Consider the following 19,691-nt stretch of genomic DNA (forward strand, 5'->3'; position numbering starts at 1 on the left):
GATGGCAGTAGATAGAACTCCGGTCTTGAAAAGATGCCGTTCCCTCGGCCTTGACCCGGTATATTTAGGAATTGATAAAAAGTCTAACAGAGAATTAAAGAGAGCAAACCGCAAGATGAGTGAGTATGGTCTGCAGCTCCGCGAGAAGCAGAAAGCAAAATTCATCTATGGCGTGCTGGAAAAACCGTTCCGCAACTACTATAAGAAAGCGGAGAGAATGCCGGGCATGACAGGTGCAAACCTTATGACCATGCTGGAGAGCAGACTGGACAACGTTATTTTCAGACTTGGTTTTGCAAGAACACGTAAAGAGGCAAGACAGATCGTAGACCACAAGCATGTGCTGGTAAACGGCAAGCAGGTGAACATCCCGTCCTACCTTGTAAAAGCAGGCGACACTGTTGAAATCAAAGAAAAATGCAAGGGATTCCAGAGATACAAAGAGATTCTGGAAGCGACCAACGGCAGACTGGTTCCGGACTGGCTGGATGTAGATACAGAAAACTTAAAAGCAACGGTTAAAGAACTTCCGGCAAGAGAAGCAATCGACGTTCCGGTAAACGAAATGCTTATCGTCGAGCTGTACTCGAAATAGTCGCGAAAGCATTAAGCCGTGCGCAGACGAAAAAAGATGTACGCGCTATGCTTGCATAAGCGCAAACATCTTTTTGAGGATGCATAGGGCGCAAGCCCGCGCACGAGCAGCGTAAGCTGCGAGGGGCGCAGCACGGCGTAAAAAGCCGTGTGAAGCGCAAGCCCGCGCACGAGCAGCATAGGCTGCGAGTAGTGCAGCACGGCGTAGAAAGCCGTGTGAAGCATGGGCCCGCGCACGAGCAGCATAGGCTGCGAGTAGTGCAGCACGGCGAATATATAACCCTCACAACAACAAACCCAGAAGGAGGGACCTTAGTAGTGTTCGATTTTAACAAACCGAGAATTGAGATTGCAGAAATCTCAGAAGACCGTAAATATGGAAGATTTGTCGTGGAACCGCTGGAGAGAGGTTATGGCACAACGCTTGGGAATTCCCTTCGCAGAATTATGCTTTCCTCCCTGCCGGGTGCAGCGGTAAGCCAGGTAAAGATTGAGGGCGTATTACACGAATTCAGTTCTATTCCGGGCGTAAAAGAGGATGTCAGCGAAATCATCATGAATCTGAAATCGCTGGCGATTAAAAATACCAGTAAGACAAATGAACCGAAGGTAGCATATATCGAGTATGACGGAGAAGGTGTTGTGACTGCAGCGGATATCCAGGTAGACCAGGATATCGAGATTCTCAATAAAGACCAGATTATTGCTACACTGAGCGGCGGTCCTGACAGTAAGCTCTATATGGAAATTACAATTACCAAGGGCAGAGGCTATATCAGTGCGGATGAAGGCAAGACGCCGGATATGCCGATCGGTGTAATTGCGGTTGACTCTATTTATACCCCGGTAGAGCGTGTAAACATGACGGTGGAAAACACCCGTGTGGCACAGGCTACAGATTTTGACAAGCTGACACTGGATGTATACACAAATGGAACCCTTGCTCCGGACGAGGCGGTCAGCCTTGCGGCAAAGGTGCTCAGTGAACATCTGAGTCTGTTTATTGATTTGTCCGAAAGCGCAAAAACAGCGGAAATCATGATTGAGAAAGAGGACAATGAAAAAGAAAAAGTTCTGGAAATGAACATCGACGAGCTGGAGCTGTCTGTTCGTTCCTACAACTGCCTGAAGAGAGCAGGCATCAACACGGTGGAAGAGCTGTGCAACAGAACTCCGGAGGACATGATGAAGGTCCGGAATCTGGGACGCAAATCCCTGGAGGAGGTTCTTGCGAAACTCAAAGAACTGGGATTGCAGCTTAATCCGAGTGAGGAATAAAGCGCGCATATAGCGCAGGATACGCCATGCGGCGTATGGAAGATTATTTTGGCACGGGGAGTAAGCCCGAAGAGCGTTCCCGCGTGCTCCGAAAATGGAGGAAAATAAAATGGCAGGTTACAGAAAACTGAGCAGAACATCCGCTCAGAGAAAAGCGTTACTGAGAAACCAGGTTACAGCTCTGCTGCAGCATGGAAAAATCGTTACGACAGAAGCAAAGGCAAAGGAAGTACGCAAGATTGCGGAGAGCCTGATTGCACTGGCTGTAAGAGAGAAAGATAATTACGAAACTGTTACGGTTACCGCAAAGGTTCCGCGCAAGGACAAGGACGGCAAGAGAGTAAAGGAAGTCGTAGACGGAAAGAAAGTAACTGTTTATGATGAAGTACAGAAGGAAATCAAGAAAGATGCTCCGAGCAGACTTCATGCAAGAAGACAGATGATGAAGGTTCTCTATCCGGTAACTGAGGTTCCGAAGGAAGCTGCCGGCAAGAAGAAAAGCACGAAGCAGGTTGATCTGGTAGACAAACTGTTTACAGAATATGGTCCGAAATACGCAGACCGCAATGGTGGTTACACCAGAATCGTAAAGATTGGTCTTCGTAAGGGCGATGCAGCAATGGAAGTATTGCTGGAGCTTGTATAAAACGGATGTAAAGATATAAAAAGATACGGCACCGCGCAGGCGGTGCCGTTTTATATTTCCCGAAAATTTCAGTAAAACAAAAAGATTCTCATTTAATTCCGGATACGCAGCAGGAAATCTGCAGCACCAGAATTTTATTTATTTCTGGATTCTGGTATCTGGTCATCGTATTGGTAAGACCTCGTATACGGACGATAGGGAACATTTACGGGAATGCCCTGTTCCTCAACGGACCGGGAATCCTGCGCGTCCGAAAAAGGCATATGCGGGCTGTAATCAGTCTGTGAAGCCTGCGTCTGCTGCGGCTGGTAATCAGTCTGTGAAGCCTGTGTCTGCGGCTGAAATGTCTCATCCGTGGACTGTATCGGGGAAGTTTCATGCATTCTTACTTTCTGCCGGACATATTCCGGATATCCTGTTGGCTGCTGCACATTCTCCGGAGCGAAACCATCATGATCCTGCGTCGGCTGCATTTGCTGCTGATTCTGCCGTGCATATTCACGGACTTGCCCGTCCTGCGTCGGCTGCATTTGCTGCTGATTCTGTCGCGCATATTCCTGGACTTGCCTGTCCTGCGTCTGCTGCGCTTGCTGCCAGCTCTGCTGTGCCTGGGACTGTTCGTTCTGCGGAGCAGGATTGTCATAATCCTGCATCGGCTGCGCTTGTTGCCAGTGCTGTCCTGCATACCCCTGCGGCTGCCCGCTCTGCGGAGCAGAACCGGTATATCCCTGTCCGGCATACCCCTGCCGGGACCGCTGCACCGGCGGCATCTGTCCCTGCATCCGGGGCTCCTGCCACATCTGCCCGGAACGCGCCTGCATCCGGGGCTCCTGCCATGCCTGCCCGGAACGCGCCTGCATCTGCGGCTCTGCTTCTTTTTTCTTTTTCTTCTTCCGCGGGCGGAAAATAGTTTTTCTTCCGGTCCAGCCGACGATTCTCACCAGAATGATTCCCCAGAAAACGCCAAAGCTGTCGATTGCCACGTCGCGGACGGAAGGACCGCGTCCCTCCACAAATGACTGATGGTATTCATCCCCGCAGGCAAAGCCCACGCAGATGAAACCGGCGAGAAGCATCAGCCAGATGCCGTGCACCCCGTATACATATAAAGGAAACGATACGGCAACCGCCAGTGCAAAATATTCTGTCATATGTGCCAGCTTCCGGACTAGACCGTGAATCCGGTAGACCCAGGTCTCAATCTCCCAGTCCGCCATTCCTGCGTTCAGCGTCTGATCCACGGTTTCCACTATTTTATAGCTGACTTTATAGCTGAGCTGCGAGGACACCTCGCCGGGCTGTGCCGAAAAACTGTAAATCATATACATCAGAAGAAGGGCGGGCACAAAGGAAAATGGTTTTAATAAAGTCCTTATCATTGTGTACCTCCTGTAATTTGTTTTCTGAATAAGTGTCATGATACCACGCCTGTTTTTGAATGTCCATCATTTTAAGAAAAATATAAGAAGAAACGCTGAAAAAACCGCTTCCTGCCAGGATTTTTTTCTTGACATCAGCGCCCGGACTATGTATACTAAATTCGTGCGCGGGAAGACGCAGGTCTTTTTTTGCGCCAAAATAGCGTTATTCATGACAGAATAACCGGCAACCACAACCCAGAGGGAATAACACAGGAGGTAAAAGGAATGCCAACATTTAATCAGTTAGTAAGAAAAGGCAGAGAGACGTCTACCAGAAAATCTACTGCACCGGCACTTCAGAAGGGCTTCAACTCTCTGAAGAAAAAGAGCACCGATGTATCTGCACCGCAGAAGAGAGGTGTCTGCACAGCAGTAAAGACAACAACTCCTAAGAAGCCGAACTCAGCTCTTAGAAAAATTGCCAGAGTACGTCTGTCTAACAACATCGAGGTTACGAGCTACATTCCGGGCGAGGGACACAATCTGCAGGAGCACAGCGTTGTTCTTATCCGCGGCGGACGTGTAAAGGACCTTCCGGGTACCAGATACCACATTGTACGTGGTACACTTGATACCGCAGGTGTTGCGAAGAGAAGACAGGCACGTTCCAAATATGGAGCAAAGAGACCGAAAGACGCAAAGAAATAGAGTGCGGGGAAGGAAAACAAGCGCGAGCAAAGCGGGCATTTGTTTTCACCCAGGCGATCACGGGAAAACCAGAATGTGCGTAAGCACAGCGGATGCGAAGCAGACGGGTTTTCGGGTCGCGTAAGACAGTAAGCAACAAAATCGTATCACAAACAGAACTAGTATTTGTGCCGGGATTCTATTACCAGGTGGTTGCAGGTTAAAAATAGAAGCTTTGGGCGCGAAACACATTAGAGAGACACATGTGAGTACCGATGAATTAATCAGCCTCTATAAGAGCAGCCGGATTATCATCTGCTGTTCTTGATAGACAACAATATTAAGGAGGGAAGTAACGTGCCGCGTAAAGGACATACTCAGAAAAGAGACGTATTGGCAGACCCGCTGTACAATAACAAGGTGGTTACGAAGCTTATCAATAACATTATGTTAGATGGTAAGAAGGGTATCGCACAGAAAATTGTATACGGTGCGTTCGACAGAGTGGCTGCAAAAACAGACAAGCCGGCTATCGAAGTATTTGAAGAAGCAATGAATAATATCATGCCTGTTCTGGAAGTAAAGGCAAGACGTGTAGGTGGTGCTACCTACCAGGTGCCGATTGAGGTAAGAGCAGACAGACGCCAGGCGCTGGCTCTTCGCTGGCTGACCATGTTCTCCCGCAAGAGAGGCGAGAAGACAATGGAAGAGAGACTGGCAAACGAGATTATGGATGCAGCAAACAATACTGGCGCATCTGTAAAGAGAAAAGAAGATATGCATAAGATGGCAGAAGCTAACAAGGCTTTCGCTCATTACAGATTCTAATTAGGAGGAGAAACTACCTTGGCTGGAAGAGAATATCCGTTAGAGAGAACCAGAAACATTGGTATTATGGCGCATATTGATGCCGGTAAAACTACCGTGACAGAGCGTATCCTTTATTATACCGGTGTTAACTACAAGATTGGTGATACTCATGAGGGTACTGCTACTATGGACTGGATGGAGCAGGAGCAGGAAAGAGGTATTACCATCACTTCAGCCGCTACAACCTGTCACTGGACATTGCAGGAAGAGTGCAAGCCGAAGCCGGGTGCCCTGGAGCATCGTATCAACATCATTGATACACCGGGTCACGTTGACTTTACAGTAGAGGTTGAGCGTTCCCTTCGTGTACTGGATGGCGCTGTCGGCGTATTCTGTGCAAAGGGTGGTGTAGAGCCTCAGTCCGAAAATGTTTGGCGTCAGGCTGACACTTATAACGTACCGAGAATGGCATTCATCAATAAGATGGATATCCTTGGTGCAAACTTCTACGGCGCCGTAGAACAGATTAAGACCAGACTGGGAAAGAATGCCATCTGCATTCAACTCCCGATTGGCAAAGAAGACGATTTTAAAGGAATCATTGACCTGTTTGAAATGAAAGCCTACATCTATAATGATGAAAAGGGCGATGACATTTCCGTTGTCGATATTCCGGAGGATATGCAGGAAGACGCAGAGCTGTACCGCACAGAGCTGATTGAAAAAATCTGCGAGCTGGATGACGACCTGATGATGGCTTACCTGGAAGGCGAAGAGCCGTCCGTTGATGAGCTGAAGGCGGTTCTGAGAAAGGCTACCTGCGAGTGCACAGCAGTTCCGGTATGCTGCGGAAGCGCATACAGAAACAAGGGCGTTCAGAAGCTTCTGGATGCAATCATTGAATTTATGCCGTCACCGCTTGATATTCCGTCCATTAAGGGTACCGACCTGGACGGCAACGAGGTTGAGAGACATTCTTCTGATGATGAACCGTTCTCCGCTCTGGCATTCAAGATTATGGCGGACCCGTTTGTCGGCAAACTGGCATTCTTCCGTGTGTATTCCGGTACAATGAACTCCGGTTCCTATGTACTGAACTCCACGAAGGGCAAAAAGGAGCGTGTTGGACGTATCCTTCAGATGCACGCAAACAAGAGAGCCGAGCTGGATAAGGTATATTCCGGCGACATCGCAGCGGCAGTCGGATTTAAGGTAACAGGTACCGGCGACACCATCTGCGACGAGCAGCATCCGGTTATCCTGGAATCAATGGAATTCCCGGAACCGGTTATCGAGCTGGCAATCGAACCAAAGACAAAAGCAGGACAGGGCAAGATGGGCGAGGCGCTTGCAAAACTTGCAGAAGAAGACCCGACCTTCCGTGCTCATACAAATCAGGAAACAGGACAGACCATCATTGCAGGTATGGGAGAGCTCCATCTGGAGATCATCGTAGACCGTCTGCTGCGTGAATTCAAGGTTGAGGCAAATGTAGGCGCACCGCAGGTTGCTTACAAGGAGACCTTCACCAAGGAAGTAAGCGTGGACAGCAAATATGCGAAGCAGTCCGGTGGACGCGGACAGTATGGTCACTGTAAAGTTATCTTCACCCCGATGGACCCGAATGGCGAGGAGACCTTCAAATTCGAATCCACCGTTGTCGGCGGTGCTATTCCGAAGGAATATATCCCGGCAGTCGGCGAGGGTATCGAGGAAGCTGCAAAATCAGGTATCCTCGGAGGATTCCCGGTACTCGGCGTTCACGCAAATGTATACGACGGTTCCTACCATGAGGTCGACTCCTCTGAAATGGCATTCCATATCGCCGGTTCTATGGCGTTCAAGGATGCTATGAAGAAGGGCGGAGCAATCCTGCTTGAGCCGATCATGAAGGTAGAGGTAACGATGCCGGAGGAATACATGGGCGATGTTATCGGTGATATCAACTCCCGTCGTGGACGTATCGAGGGTATGGAAGATATCGGAGGCGGCAAGATGGTGCGTGGCTACGTTCCGCTTGCAGAAATGTTCGGTTATTCCACCGACCTTCGTTCCAAGACACAGGGACGCGGCAACTACTCCATGTTCTTTGAGAAATATGAGCCGGTTCCGAAGTCTGTACAGGAAAAAGTACTGAGCAATAAAGGGAAATAAATGAAAAAGGGCTTGAAAATATCTATGATTTGAAATATAATCATAGATAGCCTGTTAAAAATTAAAAACGAAATCTGATTTTTTTAAGGAGGACATTCAAAATGGCAAAAGCTAAATTTGAAAGAACGAAACCGCATTGTAATATCGGTACCATCGGTCACGTAGACCACGGTAAAACAACTCTTACAGCAGCTATCACAAAGGTGCTTTCCGAGAGAGTTGCTGGTAACACAGCTACCGATTTCGAAAACATTGATAAGGCTCCGGAAGAGAGAGAGCGTGGTATCACAATTTCTACTGCTCACGTTGAGTATGAGACAGAGAAGAGACACTATGCACACGTTGACTGCCCAGGTCATGCTGACTATGTAAAGAACATGATCACCGGTGCTGCTCAGATGGACGGCGCTATCCTTGTAGTTGCTGCTACCGATGGTGTTATGGCTCAGACAAAGGAGCACATCCTTCTGTCCCGTCAGGTAGGTGTACCGTATATCGTAGTATTCATGAACAAGTGCGATATGGTTGACGACGAAGAGCTTCTTGAGCTGGTTGACATGGAAATCCGTGAGCTGCTCAACGAGTACGAGTTCCCGGGCGATGACACACCGATCATCCAGGGTTCTGCTCTGAAGGCTCTGGAAGATCCGTCGGGCGAGTGGGGCGACAAGATCATGGAACTGATGGACGCTGTTGATACCTGGATTCCGAATCCGGAGCGCGACACAGATAAGCCGTTCCTTATGCCGGTTGAGGACGTATTCACAATCACAGGCCGTGGTACTGTTGCTACCGGACGTGTAGAGCGTGGTACACTTCATCTGAACGACGAAGTTGAAATTATCGGTGTTAAGGAAACAGTTAAGAAGACTGTTGTTACCGGTATCGAAATGTTCCGTAAGCTGCTTGACGAAGCTCAGGCTGGTGATAACATCGGTGCTCTGCTTCGTGGTGTTCAGAGAACTGAGATCGTTCGTGGTCAGGTTCTTGCAAAACCGGGCAGTGTTAAATGCCACACAAAATTTACCGCTCAGGTATACGTTCTGACAAAAGATGAAGGTGGACGTCATACTCCGTTCTTCAACAACTACAGACCGCAGTTCTACTTCCGTACAACTGACGTTACCGGCGTTATCGAGCTGCCGGCTGGTACAGAAATGTGTATGCCGGGCGACAACGTAGAAATGACCATCGAGCTGATCCACCCGATCGCTATGGAGCAGGGTCTTACATTCGCTATCCGTGAAGGTGGACGTACTGTTGGATCAGGCCGTGTTGCTTCTATTATCGAGTAATCCAATCTGAAAATGGATTTGTTATTGCAGGATAACCTGTGGTTAAACGTAAGATACCCCAGAAACCTTGTGTTTCTGGGGTTTTTCTTTTGTTCGGAACAGATAAATAAATCGAAAAAGAATAACGAACGATAAAGAAAAGCGGTTGCCGGGAGAGTATCCTGACAACTGTTTGTGGAGTGGGTTGGGAGGACAAATAATACAAAGAGTGCTGCGGAAGAGATTGTGCTTCAGAAATTAATTTATATGTAATAAAAATATATAAAAGCTAAAGTGGAATATATTACGAAAGGGATACATTGATTGAAAAACGTGTCTTTTTTCTTTGGGCAAAGAATTGAATAGTAGTCGTTAGTTTGATACAATCCTGTCTTTGACAGTTGCGAAGAAACAAAACGCCAGAATCCTTAGTAAAATCAAGGGTTCTGGCGTTTTTGAGTTCTAAATTTTTTGCGTACTTTTTTGTGGCTTCTTTGTGTCTTTAAAAATTTTTTTCATTTGTTTTTCTGTAACAATGTCATAGTCGGTATGGAATCCAAACGCTTCATGGAGTGAATCTGTCAGATCTGTTCTTGTATACGTAGGCACATATCCTTCCCCAGCAACGGAAAGAAAGTTCATGCTCCGAAGTGTTTCCAAAATATCTTCACAGGTATACTTGTATTCGAGTTTTTGTTCTAAGTATCGGAATAATACCAGTGATAAAAAGCAGGTCATAAAGTGGGCTTTGATCCAGTTTTCTGTGCGGACGTAAGCAGGTCTTGACCTGAAGTCCGTTTTCATGATTCGGAAACATTCTTCAATCTCCCAACGGCTATGATTGATCTTTGCGATGACAGGCGGATCATCCTCAAGGTTTGTACATACTGCATAGAAACCGTCATATTCAGCTTCTTCTTCGATTACACAAGGATCCAGTTCATAGATTTCTTTTTCTGCCGCTTCACCATCAGCAGTTACACAGGTCTTCCTGATAAATCTCTTACAATCGTTTTGAACGTGCTTTTTTAGGGAAGAAAGATTCCCATCCAGTATCCTGGTCGCACGTTCCACCTGGCGTTGGCGTATTTTTTGTTGGTAAGTCTTATATTTGAGGGAAAAAGTTACAATTAGTTTTTGTTCCAGTCCGTCCTCTTTTATCCATCTTTCTTTGTAAAAAGTAGCGTTTTTAAGTTTTTCTGTTAATTCATCATCCTGCTGGAGCTCATCTATATTAAAAGTAACAGGTTTACCGTCCTTCCGTGTTTCGTGTCCTTCTAATGTCCAGCCTGCAGGATCCAGGCTCCAGTTTTTCAGATGCTTTTTTAGTTTCTTTATGGATTGGGTAGTAATAAAAGCCCTGTCCTGTTTGTTATTGAATTTTCTATTATCAGTAGAAGAGAGCCCTGCATCGGTACAGACGATAAATTTAGCGTGCTGAAAGTCCTTCATGATCTGTTCTTCCAGAGGAATAAGCGTCTGCTGCTCCCCTTTGTTTCCGGGATGGATGGAAAAGGCAAGAGGTATGCCGTCACCATCCATAAACAGTCCCATTTCGACGATGGGGTTCGGGCGGTGTTCTTTAGAAGGACCGTATTGTTTTATTCCATCTTCCTGTTCGATCTCAAAAAAGAAGTTCGTACAGTCATAAAAGAGTATCCTGTCATTCCTGTGGGAGACAGCTTTGCTGTTTTTGTATAGTTCCGACTGGATAAACGCGTCTTTTTCGCAAAGGATATCCAAAGCGCGGTAGACATGCTGGAGGATAAAGTCAGGCTGTTCCAGGAGTTTCTGTGCTTCCTGAAAAGTGTTCAACTTGGAGGAAGGAAAGAGAATCCTGCCGTAAAGGAGACGCGAGAGGATGGCGTCCAGGTTATAAGTAAACTTATATTCTTTAGAAATATCGGAACAGATCCTGTCAAACCCCAAAAAGTGATATAACTGCTGCAGAAAAAGGTAACCGCCATAAAAGAGATGCTGCTGGTCTTTCGTCAGTCGTTTTGACTGTTTGAATTTGACGATAACTTCCCGCTGCTGCATTTTTTCTTGCTGGTTAAGTCTTTCGATATACTGCCTGGCCCACTCATAGGGATCGGCTCCATTTAACTTTTCGCGCAGTTCTTTTTCGGTGCCAAGTTTTTCCACGGTAATAGTTCGTTGTTTTTTTCCCTCATAAATGGTTTTTGTAACATAAAGGGAAGCGGCATTTTTTGAACGGGATACTTTCAAACGCATAGATCATAACCTCCAATCCCTTATATTATAACACATCACGTAACATCACGCAATAATGAAGTGAAAAATTTGACAAAAAAATAAGCCTATTTCAAGGCTTTTAACGATTTCTCTTTTATGCAAGTGTCAAACTCCCGAAATATATAAAAGTTAAAGTGGAATATATTACGAAAGGGATACATTGATTGAAAAACGTGTCTTTTTTCTTTGGGCAAAGAATTGAATAGTAGTCGTTAGTTTGATACAATAAAATGGATTATACGGTATTGAAGGTGAAGAATTATGCCGACGAAAGAACCACGTTTTCATGGCGAAGTTACGGAAAAAAGTCATAAAAACATGAGTAGGATACGTGGAAAAGATACAAGTATAGAGATAGTTCTGAGAAAGGCTTTATGGCATAGAGGATTTCGCTATAGGAAGAATTATAAAGGATTGCCAGGAAGACCGGATATTGTTTTGACAAAGTATCGTATTGCGATTTTTTGTGATAGTGAGTTTTTTCATGGTAAGGATTGGGAAATATTAAAGCCTAAGTTGGAAAAGGGAAAAAATCCAGATTATTGGGTTAAGAAAATAGAACGCAATATCCAGAGAGATGAAGAAAAGGACCAGCAATTGAATTTTATGGGGTGGACTGTGATCCATTTCTGGGGAAAAGATATTTTAAAGGATACAGAGCAATGTATTAAGGTGATTGAAGAAACAATATTTGATCAAAAATTGGAAGAATATGATGAAGAGGAAATATAGTGATGGATTACTTTAAAGAATACGATGAAACGGATCCTATATCAATAGAAACATATGCAAAACGGTTAATTGGGAAAACGTTTGCGGATGTGTGTAAGCAGGACGATATTACGAAGGCAATGGTTGTCAGAGAGACGACAAATTATGAAGTAAAACATGAGAACAAGAAACGAAAAGGTGGACTGGGGGAAATAATAGAGGAGAGATTCTTTCATTATCAAACCAATAATGATGCACGTCCAGATTTTGATAAAGCAGGTGTGGAACTTAAAGTAACACCGTATAAGCAAAACAAAAATGGTACATTAGTAGCAAAAGAGCGATTGATATTGACAATGATAGATTATTTTTCGGTTGTTGATGAGACATTTGAAGATAGTCATATGTGGCAAAAGGCTCGATTGATTTTATTAGTGTATTATTTGTATCAACAAGAAATTAAGAACCGATTGGATTATCGTATTGGCTATGTGAAACTATTTGCACCGCCGGAACAAGACATAAAAATCATAGAACATGATTTTGAAGTTATTGTTGAGAAAATCAGAAATGGAAAGGCACATGAATTGTCTGAAGGAGATACCTTATATCTGGGAGCAGCACCCAAAGCGGCAACCTCGAAAGATAGAAGAAAGCAACCATTCAGTGATGAGTTAGCGAAACCACGGGCCTTTGCATTCAAAAATTCATACATGACCTATGTTCTTAATAATTATATTATTCCAGGAAAGAATACCTATGAGCCAATCATTAAAGAAAATGCAGAAGATTCTTTTGAAGATTATGTTGTGCGAAGAATAGATGCTTATTATGATTGGTCAGTTAGTGATTTATGCAATACATTTCATATTGAGTATCAGAAAAAGCCGAAAAGCCTGGAAGCAATGTTGGCATATCGGATGTTAGGAATAAAGGGAAATCATGCGGAAGAATTTGAAAAAGCTAATGTTGTAGTTAAAACCATACGTATTGAGAAAAATAACAAGATAAAGGAAAATATGTCATTCCCAACTTTTAAATTTAAAGAGTTGGTTAAGGAAGATTGGGATGATTCCACATTTGGAAACTATTTGCGTGAAACAAGATTCCTTTTTATTGTATATAAGTATGATCAACAGGGAGAGCTTCGGCTGAAAGGATGTCAGTTCTGGAATATTCCTTATGATGATTTGGAAGGTAATGTAAAATCAGTGTGGGAAAAGACACAGAAGGTGCTTCGTGAGGGTATTGAGATAGAACGGAGAAATGGAAAGAATTATAATAACTTTCCGAAGTCTACAGAGAACCCAGTATGTCATGTGAGACCACATGCACAGAATTCGAAAGATACTTATGAGCTTCCTGATGGAAGACAGTATCCGAAACAGTGTTTCTGGTTAAATAATAGTTACATTTTGTCACAGTTGGATAAGCGTTTTGTTGAGGATTGATAAATGAGTAATAAAGAATATAAAACACCAGAAGAAGTGAAAAAAAGAGCAGAAGAAGCAATTGGACATTCTTTTAAAGAAGTTTTTGAATTGGCACAGGAATTTCGTGAGAAAAATAACTTAAAAGAGAGACATGGAAAAGGAGATATTGGACAGGCATATGAAGAAGGTTGGTTCAATTATGCGTGTAATGAAGAGGCTGAACCGGATTTTAAAGAAGCTGATATTGAATTGAAAGTAACCCCGTTTTTAATCAATAGTAGAGGATATAGAGCAAAAGAAAGATTATCTCTTGGGAAAATCAATTATAGAGATGAAAACTGGAATGAGTATGAAGAAAGCAGATTTTGGACAAAAAATCATCATTTGCTTGTTATGTATTATCAGTATATTAAAGGTTTAAAACGTGAAAATTTTAGTGTAGAGAAGATAGATGAGATTTTGCTGGAAGAATTACCAGAAAGAGATCAGATGATTATTCGGCATGATTGGGAAAAAATTGCAAGTTATGTAAAAGAGGGGAAAGCACATGAATTGTCAGAACGGGACTTTATGTATCTGAGCCCTGCTAGAAAAGGCAGTGGAGGGGATGAAAAAGTAAAGTATGATGACAGATATCCTAAAGCAAAACCAAGAGCATATTCTTTTAAAAAGTCATATATGACAAAATTATTTAATGAAAGAGTGCTTGCCTCTGAGGAAACATCTTATATTTTGCCAGATACAGTATTGCCAAAGGAAAAAGAATTTGATGATATTTTGATGGAAACATTAAAACCATATTTTGGAAGGACTGTTGATTCGTTAAAAAAAGAATTTCCTAATTATCGAAGCGGATATAGCGAGAAGAACGATATCATCAAGCAGATATATAAGAGTAAGGGTGACTTGGAAGAAACAGATGAATTTCAAAAAGCTAACTATAGATTACGTACTCTTACAGTAGATGCAAAAGGAATGCCGACACAGGATATGTCATTTTCAGCGTTTGATTTTGAAGCATTAGTGAAAGAAAAAACTTGGAAAGATTCCATTGTCTATGATGAAATGATAGATTCAAAATTTTTACTTGTGATATTTTCTAAGAATTCAGAAGGAAAAGAAATTTTAAATAATGCTATGATATGGTATATCCCTAAAAAAGATGAGAATAAGGTAAAGGAAGTTTGGAAAGAAACGAGAAGTGTGATTAAGAATGGAATAGTATTACAACAGAGAGTATCACATGATAGAAATGGAAAACTGATATTTACATATGAGAATAATTTCCCAAAGAGCAAGTTCAATAAAGTTGCACATGTAAGAAACAAAGCCGGGGAAAGTGAATATTTTGGTGAAAGTGGCAATTCAGTGAAGCTGAAAAAGCCTGCAGAAGTTATCACCTTAAAAGTAATTCCAGAGGAATTAAAAGGTGTTCCGGTGCCTACAGGGGAATATATGACAAAACAGTGTTTTTGGTTCAACAAAAAATATATGAAACAGCAGATTAAGGATTATATAAAAACATACTAAAAATCAAAAAAGGATCTTTACAAGAATATAAAAATCAGTTATTATATTCAAGAACGATCGTTCGAATAAGAAAAGAAGAGGTAGGAAAAGTGAAGAAAACAGTTTGCGAATTGTTTGCCGGAGTAGGTGGCTTTAGATGTGGACTTAATAATATAAGAACAGCGGAAGATTATGGTAAAGAAGAAAAATGGGATACAGTTTGGTTTAGTCAGTGGGAGCCGGCGGAGAAAAGTACACAGTACGCACATGACTGTTATGTATATCGATTTGGAACAAGATTAGATAAAAATGGTGAAGATACTACTAACTACAATATTGAAGATGTAGATAAAACAACACTTCCAGACTTCAATTTGTTGGTCGGAGGATTTCCGTGCCAGGATTATTCAGTAGCATCTTCATTGGCTACGTCTAAAGGACTTGAAGGGAAAAAAGGAATTTTATGGTGGTCGATACGTGAGACATTGGAAGCAAAGAAACCACCATTTGTATTATTAGAAAATGTAGACAGATTATTGAAATCCCCAGCTAAACAAAGAGGCAGAGATTTTGGCGTGATTCTTGCATGTTTTCGAGATGAAGGTTACACCGTAGAATGGCGAGTAATCAATGCTGCGGAATATGGGTATCAGCAGAGAAGACGCCGAACATTTATTTTTGCTTATAAAAATGATACAAAATATGCGGATAGAATTTTAAAAGAAATTCAGTATACTGAGAAATTGGAAGAAGATAAAAAAATAGAGTGTATGGAAAAGGCAGTTATTGAAGATGGATTTTTCGCAAAAACATTTTCTGTAAATAGAGCGGAAAATGCTAAGATGAAAGTTAAGGAATTGCCAGCAGAAGTGGGAGAAGTATCAGATACATTTCAATGTGCATTTGAAAATTCTGGAATAATGAAGGACGGAATAATCTATACAATAAAAACTGTACCGAATTATCATGGAAAACAAATAACATTAGGAGATGTTATGGAGACTGGAAAAGTCGAAGAACAGTACTTCATTCCAGAGGAAAAATTATATTATACAGATCCGTCTGTGACACATAGTGATGAAACAGAGCAACGTCTTCCAAAAGAAGATAGACAGACTTGGCAGTATCTGAAAGGTGCCAAAAAATTGTTGCGAACAAGTTCTACTGGTCATGAATATGTTTTCTCAGAGGGAGCGATTTCTATGATTGATCAAGAAGACAAGCCAGCACGCACAATGCTGACATCAGAAGGTGGATTTAGTAGAACTACCCATATTGTGAAAGATAAGATGACAGGAGGAGTTAGATTGCTTACAGCCACAGAAGCAGAACGTATTCAGGGATTCCCTACTAATCATACGAAATATTGTTTGGTTAAAGGTGAAACAGTGGAAATGCCGTTGAGAAAACGTAGATTTATGATGGGAAATGCGTTGGTGGTTAATTTGGTTGAGGATATGGAGAAGACGTTGGATAACATATTCGATGAAGAGTGATGCGTTTACACTATTTGAAAAAAGTTATTTCTGCAAAAGAGGTATTTAGATGAATGATATGACTGTTTATTCTTATATAAATGATATTGCACAACGGTTAAAAAATCCAAGAAAATATGGCGATGTTTCGTTGATGATTGGAGCTGGATTTTCAAAAAATGCACGAAGTAAAGGTATGGCAAGTATACAGCCGCCAAATTGGAGTGAACTTGCAGAAAAAATGTATGAGGAGTTATATCCAGAACCATTAGAAGTACAAGAAAAAGAAGAATGGAATAAACAAAGGATTATAAAGACATCTGGAAAAAATGTCACAAAGCTGGCAGATGAATATATTGCTAATTTTGATAGAAATAAAATAAATAATTTAATAGAACAGTCTATTGCAGACGAAATGTTTGTCCCTGGAGAATTACACAAAAGACTTTTAAAATTACATTGGTCAGATATTTTTACGACAAATTATGATACTCTGTTGGAGCAGACGGTGGATATGATTTACCGTGAGAACAATTATGAAATTATATATTCTCAAAACGACTTGCCAGGAAGTATAAAGCCACGGATAATTAAGTTGCATGGCAGTATTCCCCATGTAAAACCATACATAATAAGTGATGAAAATTATAGGACATATCCAGACCAATATTCAGCATTAGTGAATACCGTACAGCAGGCGATGCTTGAAACCAGATTATGTTTACTGGGATTTTCTGGGGATGATCCGAACTTCCAAAGCTGGCTTGGATGGTTACGAGATAATATGGGAGAATACTGTCCTACGATTTATTTGATTGGTTTATATGAAAAACTCAGTGCGCCAGAGAAAAAGCTGCTGGAAAATAAAGGAATTACCATAGTAGATATTTCTGAATTAGTATCTCAACAGGAAGAAAATCGACATTATCAAGCAATTTCAGAATTTGTTGGTTTGTTAGAACAAAATCAAAGTGAAAAAGATATTTATTTAGAAAGACCGTACCGGAATGTTGATATGTTTTGGCAACCTAAAGATATGGAAAAAGAAGAATACCTTAAAAAATTAAATGACTATTCATGTAAAGTTGAAAAGCTGATAGAACCTTATATATTGTTGCCAGATGAAAAAAGAGTTCAATATGCTGATTACTTTTCGGAACATTTTAGTGTAATGTTGAAGTTGCTTCATAATCAGGAAAAAGTGCCGGAAAAGATTATTTCAACTATTATAAAAATATTAAGGAAATGTTTGGTTATTTTGGAAGATAAAAATGCTGAATACTTAGAAAAAATGGTAGAAATGTTAATTGAAAAAAACTTACAGATAGAAACCATATGTGAAATATTATTGTATTTAGCAGAAATGTATAGGATTGATGGAAAAAAAAGTTATATAAAACTTGCATGGAAAGATGTGAGGCGTATTGTGATAAAAATCCATATTACAAAAATGAATTTCTTATTGAAAAAACGAAACATCATATAGATGATTCGGAAAAACAGTGCCTTTTTGAAAAATTGATTGATGTTGTAAAATTATATTCAGAAAAAGATAGTTATGATAGAAAAAAATATTTTGTATCAGTGAAGAATATCTTAAATGTATTATCACGTTTAGTGGTGTTTATAGAAGATGTAAATATAATTACTTATTTGGAAATATTAAGTAGATTCAGTAAAAAGGAAGATTCGTTTATAGTTGGAGATATAAAAAAGATTTTACAGATAATTTCAACCAGATTTAACGGAAATATTGCAAATGCTTGTCAAAATATTATTTTCTCTGAGTTTGATGTGCGATATCATTTGGCTAGTTACTTTGATGATGTATCATTTGAAATATCTGAAGAAGATATGGAAGTATACTGTGAAAGAAAGTAGAGGACAGCCGATAAATGGCGCACTTTAATAAGCTGTCTTATGGCAGCAATTGAAAAAATGTATTGAGATAAAGTGTTAAGAAGCTAATTGCGATTCGGAAATTATCCCTTCGCTGATAAGTAGTTTCTTAGCCTGTTTGATAGCCTTTTCCTTCTGTTTTTCTTTTAGAGGTTCAGGCATATCAACCTTGTATAGGTCGGTCGGGTTCCACGCTTCACCAGTAGACAGCATCTGGTAGATAGCAGTGAGAATCATCCGGGCGATAGCAATGATGGCACGTTTTTTACCACGGCGCTTCCTGATGCGTTCATACTTCTGTTTGTAATAAGGAGATTTATCAGATTTCACGGCTGCATGGGCAACTTGTACCAATGCAGGTTTGAGGTAGACACCGGCACGTGTTATTCTGACAGACTTCTTCTTACCAGCAGATTCATTGCTTCCGGGAGTTAATCCCGCCCAGCAGCATAAGCGTTTGGAACTGGAAAACGGAGTCATATCGGTACCAGTCTCGGAGATAACAGTGACTGCACTGTTACGGTCAACACCCGGAATGGTACACAGTAACTGGACAGCATTTTCATACGGTGTAACCAAAGAATCAAGCATAGTGTCTATATCATTTATCGTGGATGTGATATAATCCAGATGTGCGCGGACGAGGCGCATGCGGTATTTTTGGGAGTCAGTCATCTGGTACCCTTCGATGGATTCAATGACACTGTCAGACTTCTTCTTTAGGGAACGGAGGAGTCTGGAGGCGATTTCTTCGTGGTTGATGGAATTGTCGGATTGCCCGATCAGGTAATCAATAACAGATGTAGCTGATTTCCCAAAGATATCGGAAACAACCGAATCTAATGCGACATTGCAGACAGTAAGCGCATTCTGGTATCTGTTCTTTTCGCTGGTACGGCAGGAGGTCAGTTTGTAACGGTATCTTGTAAATTCACGCAGGATACGGATTGGTTTACAGGGGATATAGCTTCCCGGAACCAGGCCTAACCGGAATAAATCCCTAATCCACCTGGAATCTTTTGTATCATCCTTATTGCCTTTGACTGCTTTTACCCATTTGGGATTGGCAATGGTGACATTGATTTCGTCCTCTAAAAGGTTGAATACAGGAACCCAGTATTTACCGGTAGATTCCATGCAGACATCCCGGCACTGGTTTTTCATAAGCCAGTCTTTGAATTGCAGGATAGAATTGTTGAAGGTAGAGAAACGCTTCTTTTGATAAGAAGGTTCTATACCGGAAGAGGTTTTGATGATTGTGGCAACGAGAAAAGATTTGTGAACATCGACGCCACAGCAGGTTTGGTAAACAACTTTCATGGTCAGAGCTCCTTTCAGAATGAGATAAAGAAGCCATTGACTGTTCCACCACACATTTAACAGAGAAGTTAAAACAATTCTTACTGTACGGTCTGACAGAGCCACTTATTTGTGCTTGAAAGATGAAACTTACACTGATTTTTATGCTGTCTAAAACGGAAGAAAGCCTTTACAACTTACCTCCCCGTGCTTTGTAGTATAGCTTCTTTAACAATTATTTTATCAGCAACGTGGGGAATTGGAAGACTTTCATTACTATTTGTGCCGCCAACTGAAAGGCGGCG

General features: G+C 41.8%; 16 protein-coding genes. 13 read left to right on the plus strand and 3 right to left on the minus strand.

Annotated elements, in window-relative coordinates:
- Nucleotide 1: 1 nt before the first annotated feature.
- The 3 genes from rpsD to NQ534_RS13275 all read left to right on the plus strand — a co-directional run bounded on the left by rpsD (nt 2) and on the right by NQ534_RS13275 (nt 2,518).
- The gene (gene rpsD, locus NQ534_RS13265) at nt 2–595 is read left to right on the plus strand and encodes a 30S ribosomal protein S4 (protein ID WP_006863845.1); all 594 of its coding nucleotides are present in this window, start codon (nt 2–4) and stop codon (nt 593–595) included.
- A 317-nt stretch (nt 596–912) separates the two neighbouring features.
- Nucleotides 913–1,872 (plus strand): DNA-directed RNA polymerase subunit alpha, encoded by a 960-nt coding sequence (locus tag NQ534_RS13270; RefSeq protein WP_040784909.1) that lies wholly within the window; start codon nt 913–915, stop codon nt 1,870–1,872.
- Between the two features lie 109 nt (nt 1,873–1,981).
- Complete coding sequence (locus tag NQ534_RS13275) at nt 1,982–2,518, plus strand: bL17 family ribosomal protein (RefSeq protein WP_040784939.1); 537 nt, start codon at nt 1,982–1,984, stop codon at nt 2,516–2,518.
- Between the two features lie 134 nt (nt 2,519–2,652).
- Here the strand turns inward: NQ534_RS13275 and NQ534_RS21435 are convergent, their stop codons facing one another.
- Nucleotides 2,653–3,897 (minus strand): VanZ family protein, encoded by a 1,245-nt coding sequence (locus NQ534_RS21435; RefSeq protein ID WP_074680274.1) that lies wholly within the window; start codon nt 3,895–3,897, stop codon nt 2,653–2,655.
- A gap of 267 nt (nt 3,898–4,164) precedes the next feature.
- Between NQ534_RS21435 and rpsL the strand changes: the two genes are divergently transcribed.
- The 4 genes from rpsL (at nt 4,165) to tuf (ending at nt 8,825) form a co-directional block, all read left to right on the plus strand.
- Nucleotides 4,165–4,587 carry a 30S ribosomal protein S12 gene (rpsL, locus tag NQ534_RS13285; RefSeq protein WP_006863839.1) on the plus strand — a complete coding sequence of 141 codons (423 nt, stop codon included), beginning with the start codon at nt 4,165–4,167 and terminating at the stop codon, nt 4,585–4,587.
- A gap of 336 nt (nt 4,588–4,923) precedes the next feature.
- The gene (gene rpsG, locus NQ534_RS13290; RefSeq protein ID WP_040784907.1) at nt 4,924–5,394 is read left to right on the plus strand and encodes a 30S ribosomal protein S7; all 471 of its coding nucleotides are present in this window, start codon (nt 4,924–4,926) and stop codon (nt 5,392–5,394) included.
- Nucleotides 5,395–5,412: 18 nt separating this feature from the next.
- Nucleotides 5,413–7,530 (plus strand): elongation factor G, encoded by a 2,118-nt coding sequence (gene fusA, locus NQ534_RS13295; RefSeq protein ID WP_040784905.1) that lies wholly within the window; start codon nt 5,413–5,415, stop codon nt 7,528–7,530.
- 101 nt (nt 7,531–7,631) lie between these two features.
- The gene (gene tuf / locus NQ534_RS13300) at nt 7,632–8,825 is read left to right on the plus strand and encodes an elongation factor Tu (protein WP_006863836.1); all 1,194 of its coding nucleotides are present in this window, start codon (nt 7,632–7,634) and stop codon (nt 8,823–8,825) included.
- A gap of 441 nt (nt 8,826–9,266) precedes the next feature.
- Here the strand turns inward: tuf and NQ534_RS13305 are convergent, their stop codons facing one another.
- Nucleotides 9,267–11,039 (minus strand): IS1634 family transposase, encoded by a 1,773-nt coding sequence (locus NQ534_RS13305; RefSeq protein WP_006863835.1) that lies wholly within the window; start codon nt 11,037–11,039, stop codon nt 9,267–9,269.
- Nucleotides 11,040–11,321: 282 nt separating this feature from the next.
- On the opposite strand from NQ534_RS13305, the gene NQ534_RS13310 reads away from it, so the two are divergent.
- The 6 genes from NQ534_RS13310 to NQ534_RS13335 all read left to right on the plus strand — a co-directional run bounded on the left by NQ534_RS13310 (nt 11,322) and on the right by NQ534_RS13335 (nt 18,069).
- Nucleotides 11,322–11,792 (plus strand): very short patch repair endonuclease, encoded by a 471-nt coding sequence (locus tag NQ534_RS13310; RefSeq protein WP_006863834.1) that lies wholly within the window; start codon nt 11,322–11,324, stop codon nt 11,790–11,792.
- A gap of 2 nt (nt 11,793–11,794) precedes the next feature.
- Nucleotides 11,795–13,222 (plus strand): Sau3AI family type II restriction endonuclease, encoded by a 1,428-nt coding sequence (locus tag NQ534_RS13315; protein ID WP_006863833.1) that lies wholly within the window; start codon nt 11,795–11,797, stop codon nt 13,220–13,222.
- Between the two features lie 3 nt (nt 13,223–13,225).
- Complete coding sequence (locus NQ534_RS13320; RefSeq protein WP_006863832.1) at nt 13,226–14,734, plus strand: Sau3AI family type II restriction endonuclease; 1,509 nt, start codon at nt 13,226–13,228, stop codon at nt 14,732–14,734.
- A gap of 89 nt (nt 14,735–14,823) precedes the next feature.
- Nucleotides 14,824–16,209, plus strand: coding sequence for a DNA (cytosine-5-)-methyltransferase (gene dcm, locus NQ534_RS13325; RefSeq protein ID WP_006863831.1), 1,386 nt, complete (start codon nt 14,824–14,826; stop codon nt 16,207–16,209).
- A gap of 49 nt (nt 16,210–16,258) precedes the next feature.
- Entirely contained in the window at nt 16,259–17,674 is a 1,416-nt protein-coding gene (locus NQ534_RS13330; RefSeq protein ID WP_006863830.1) for an SIR2 family NAD-dependent protein deacylase, read from the plus strand.
- Between the two features lie 32 nt (nt 17,675–17,706).
- The gene (locus NQ534_RS13335) at nt 17,707–18,069 is read left to right on the plus strand and encodes a hypothetical protein (RefSeq protein ID WP_006863829.1); all 363 of its coding nucleotides are present in this window, start codon (nt 17,707–17,709) and stop codon (nt 18,067–18,069) included.
- A gap of 75 nt (nt 18,070–18,144) precedes the next feature.
- Here NQ534_RS13335 and NQ534_RS13340 read toward each other — a convergent pair whose 3' ends face one another.
- Nucleotides 18,145–19,407: an IS110 family RNA-guided transposase gene (locus tag NQ534_RS13340; RefSeq protein ID WP_260042701.1), complete on the minus strand. Its 1,263-nt coding sequence runs from the start codon at nt 19,405–19,407 to the stop codon at nt 18,145–18,147.
- Nucleotides 19,408–19,691 lie beyond the last annotated feature (284 nt).

This window comes from Marvinbryantia formatexigens DSM 14469 (assembly GCF_025148285.1).
Classification (GTDB): domain Bacteria; phylum Bacillota; class Clostridia; order Lachnospirales; family Lachnospiraceae; genus Marvinbryantia; species Marvinbryantia formatexigens.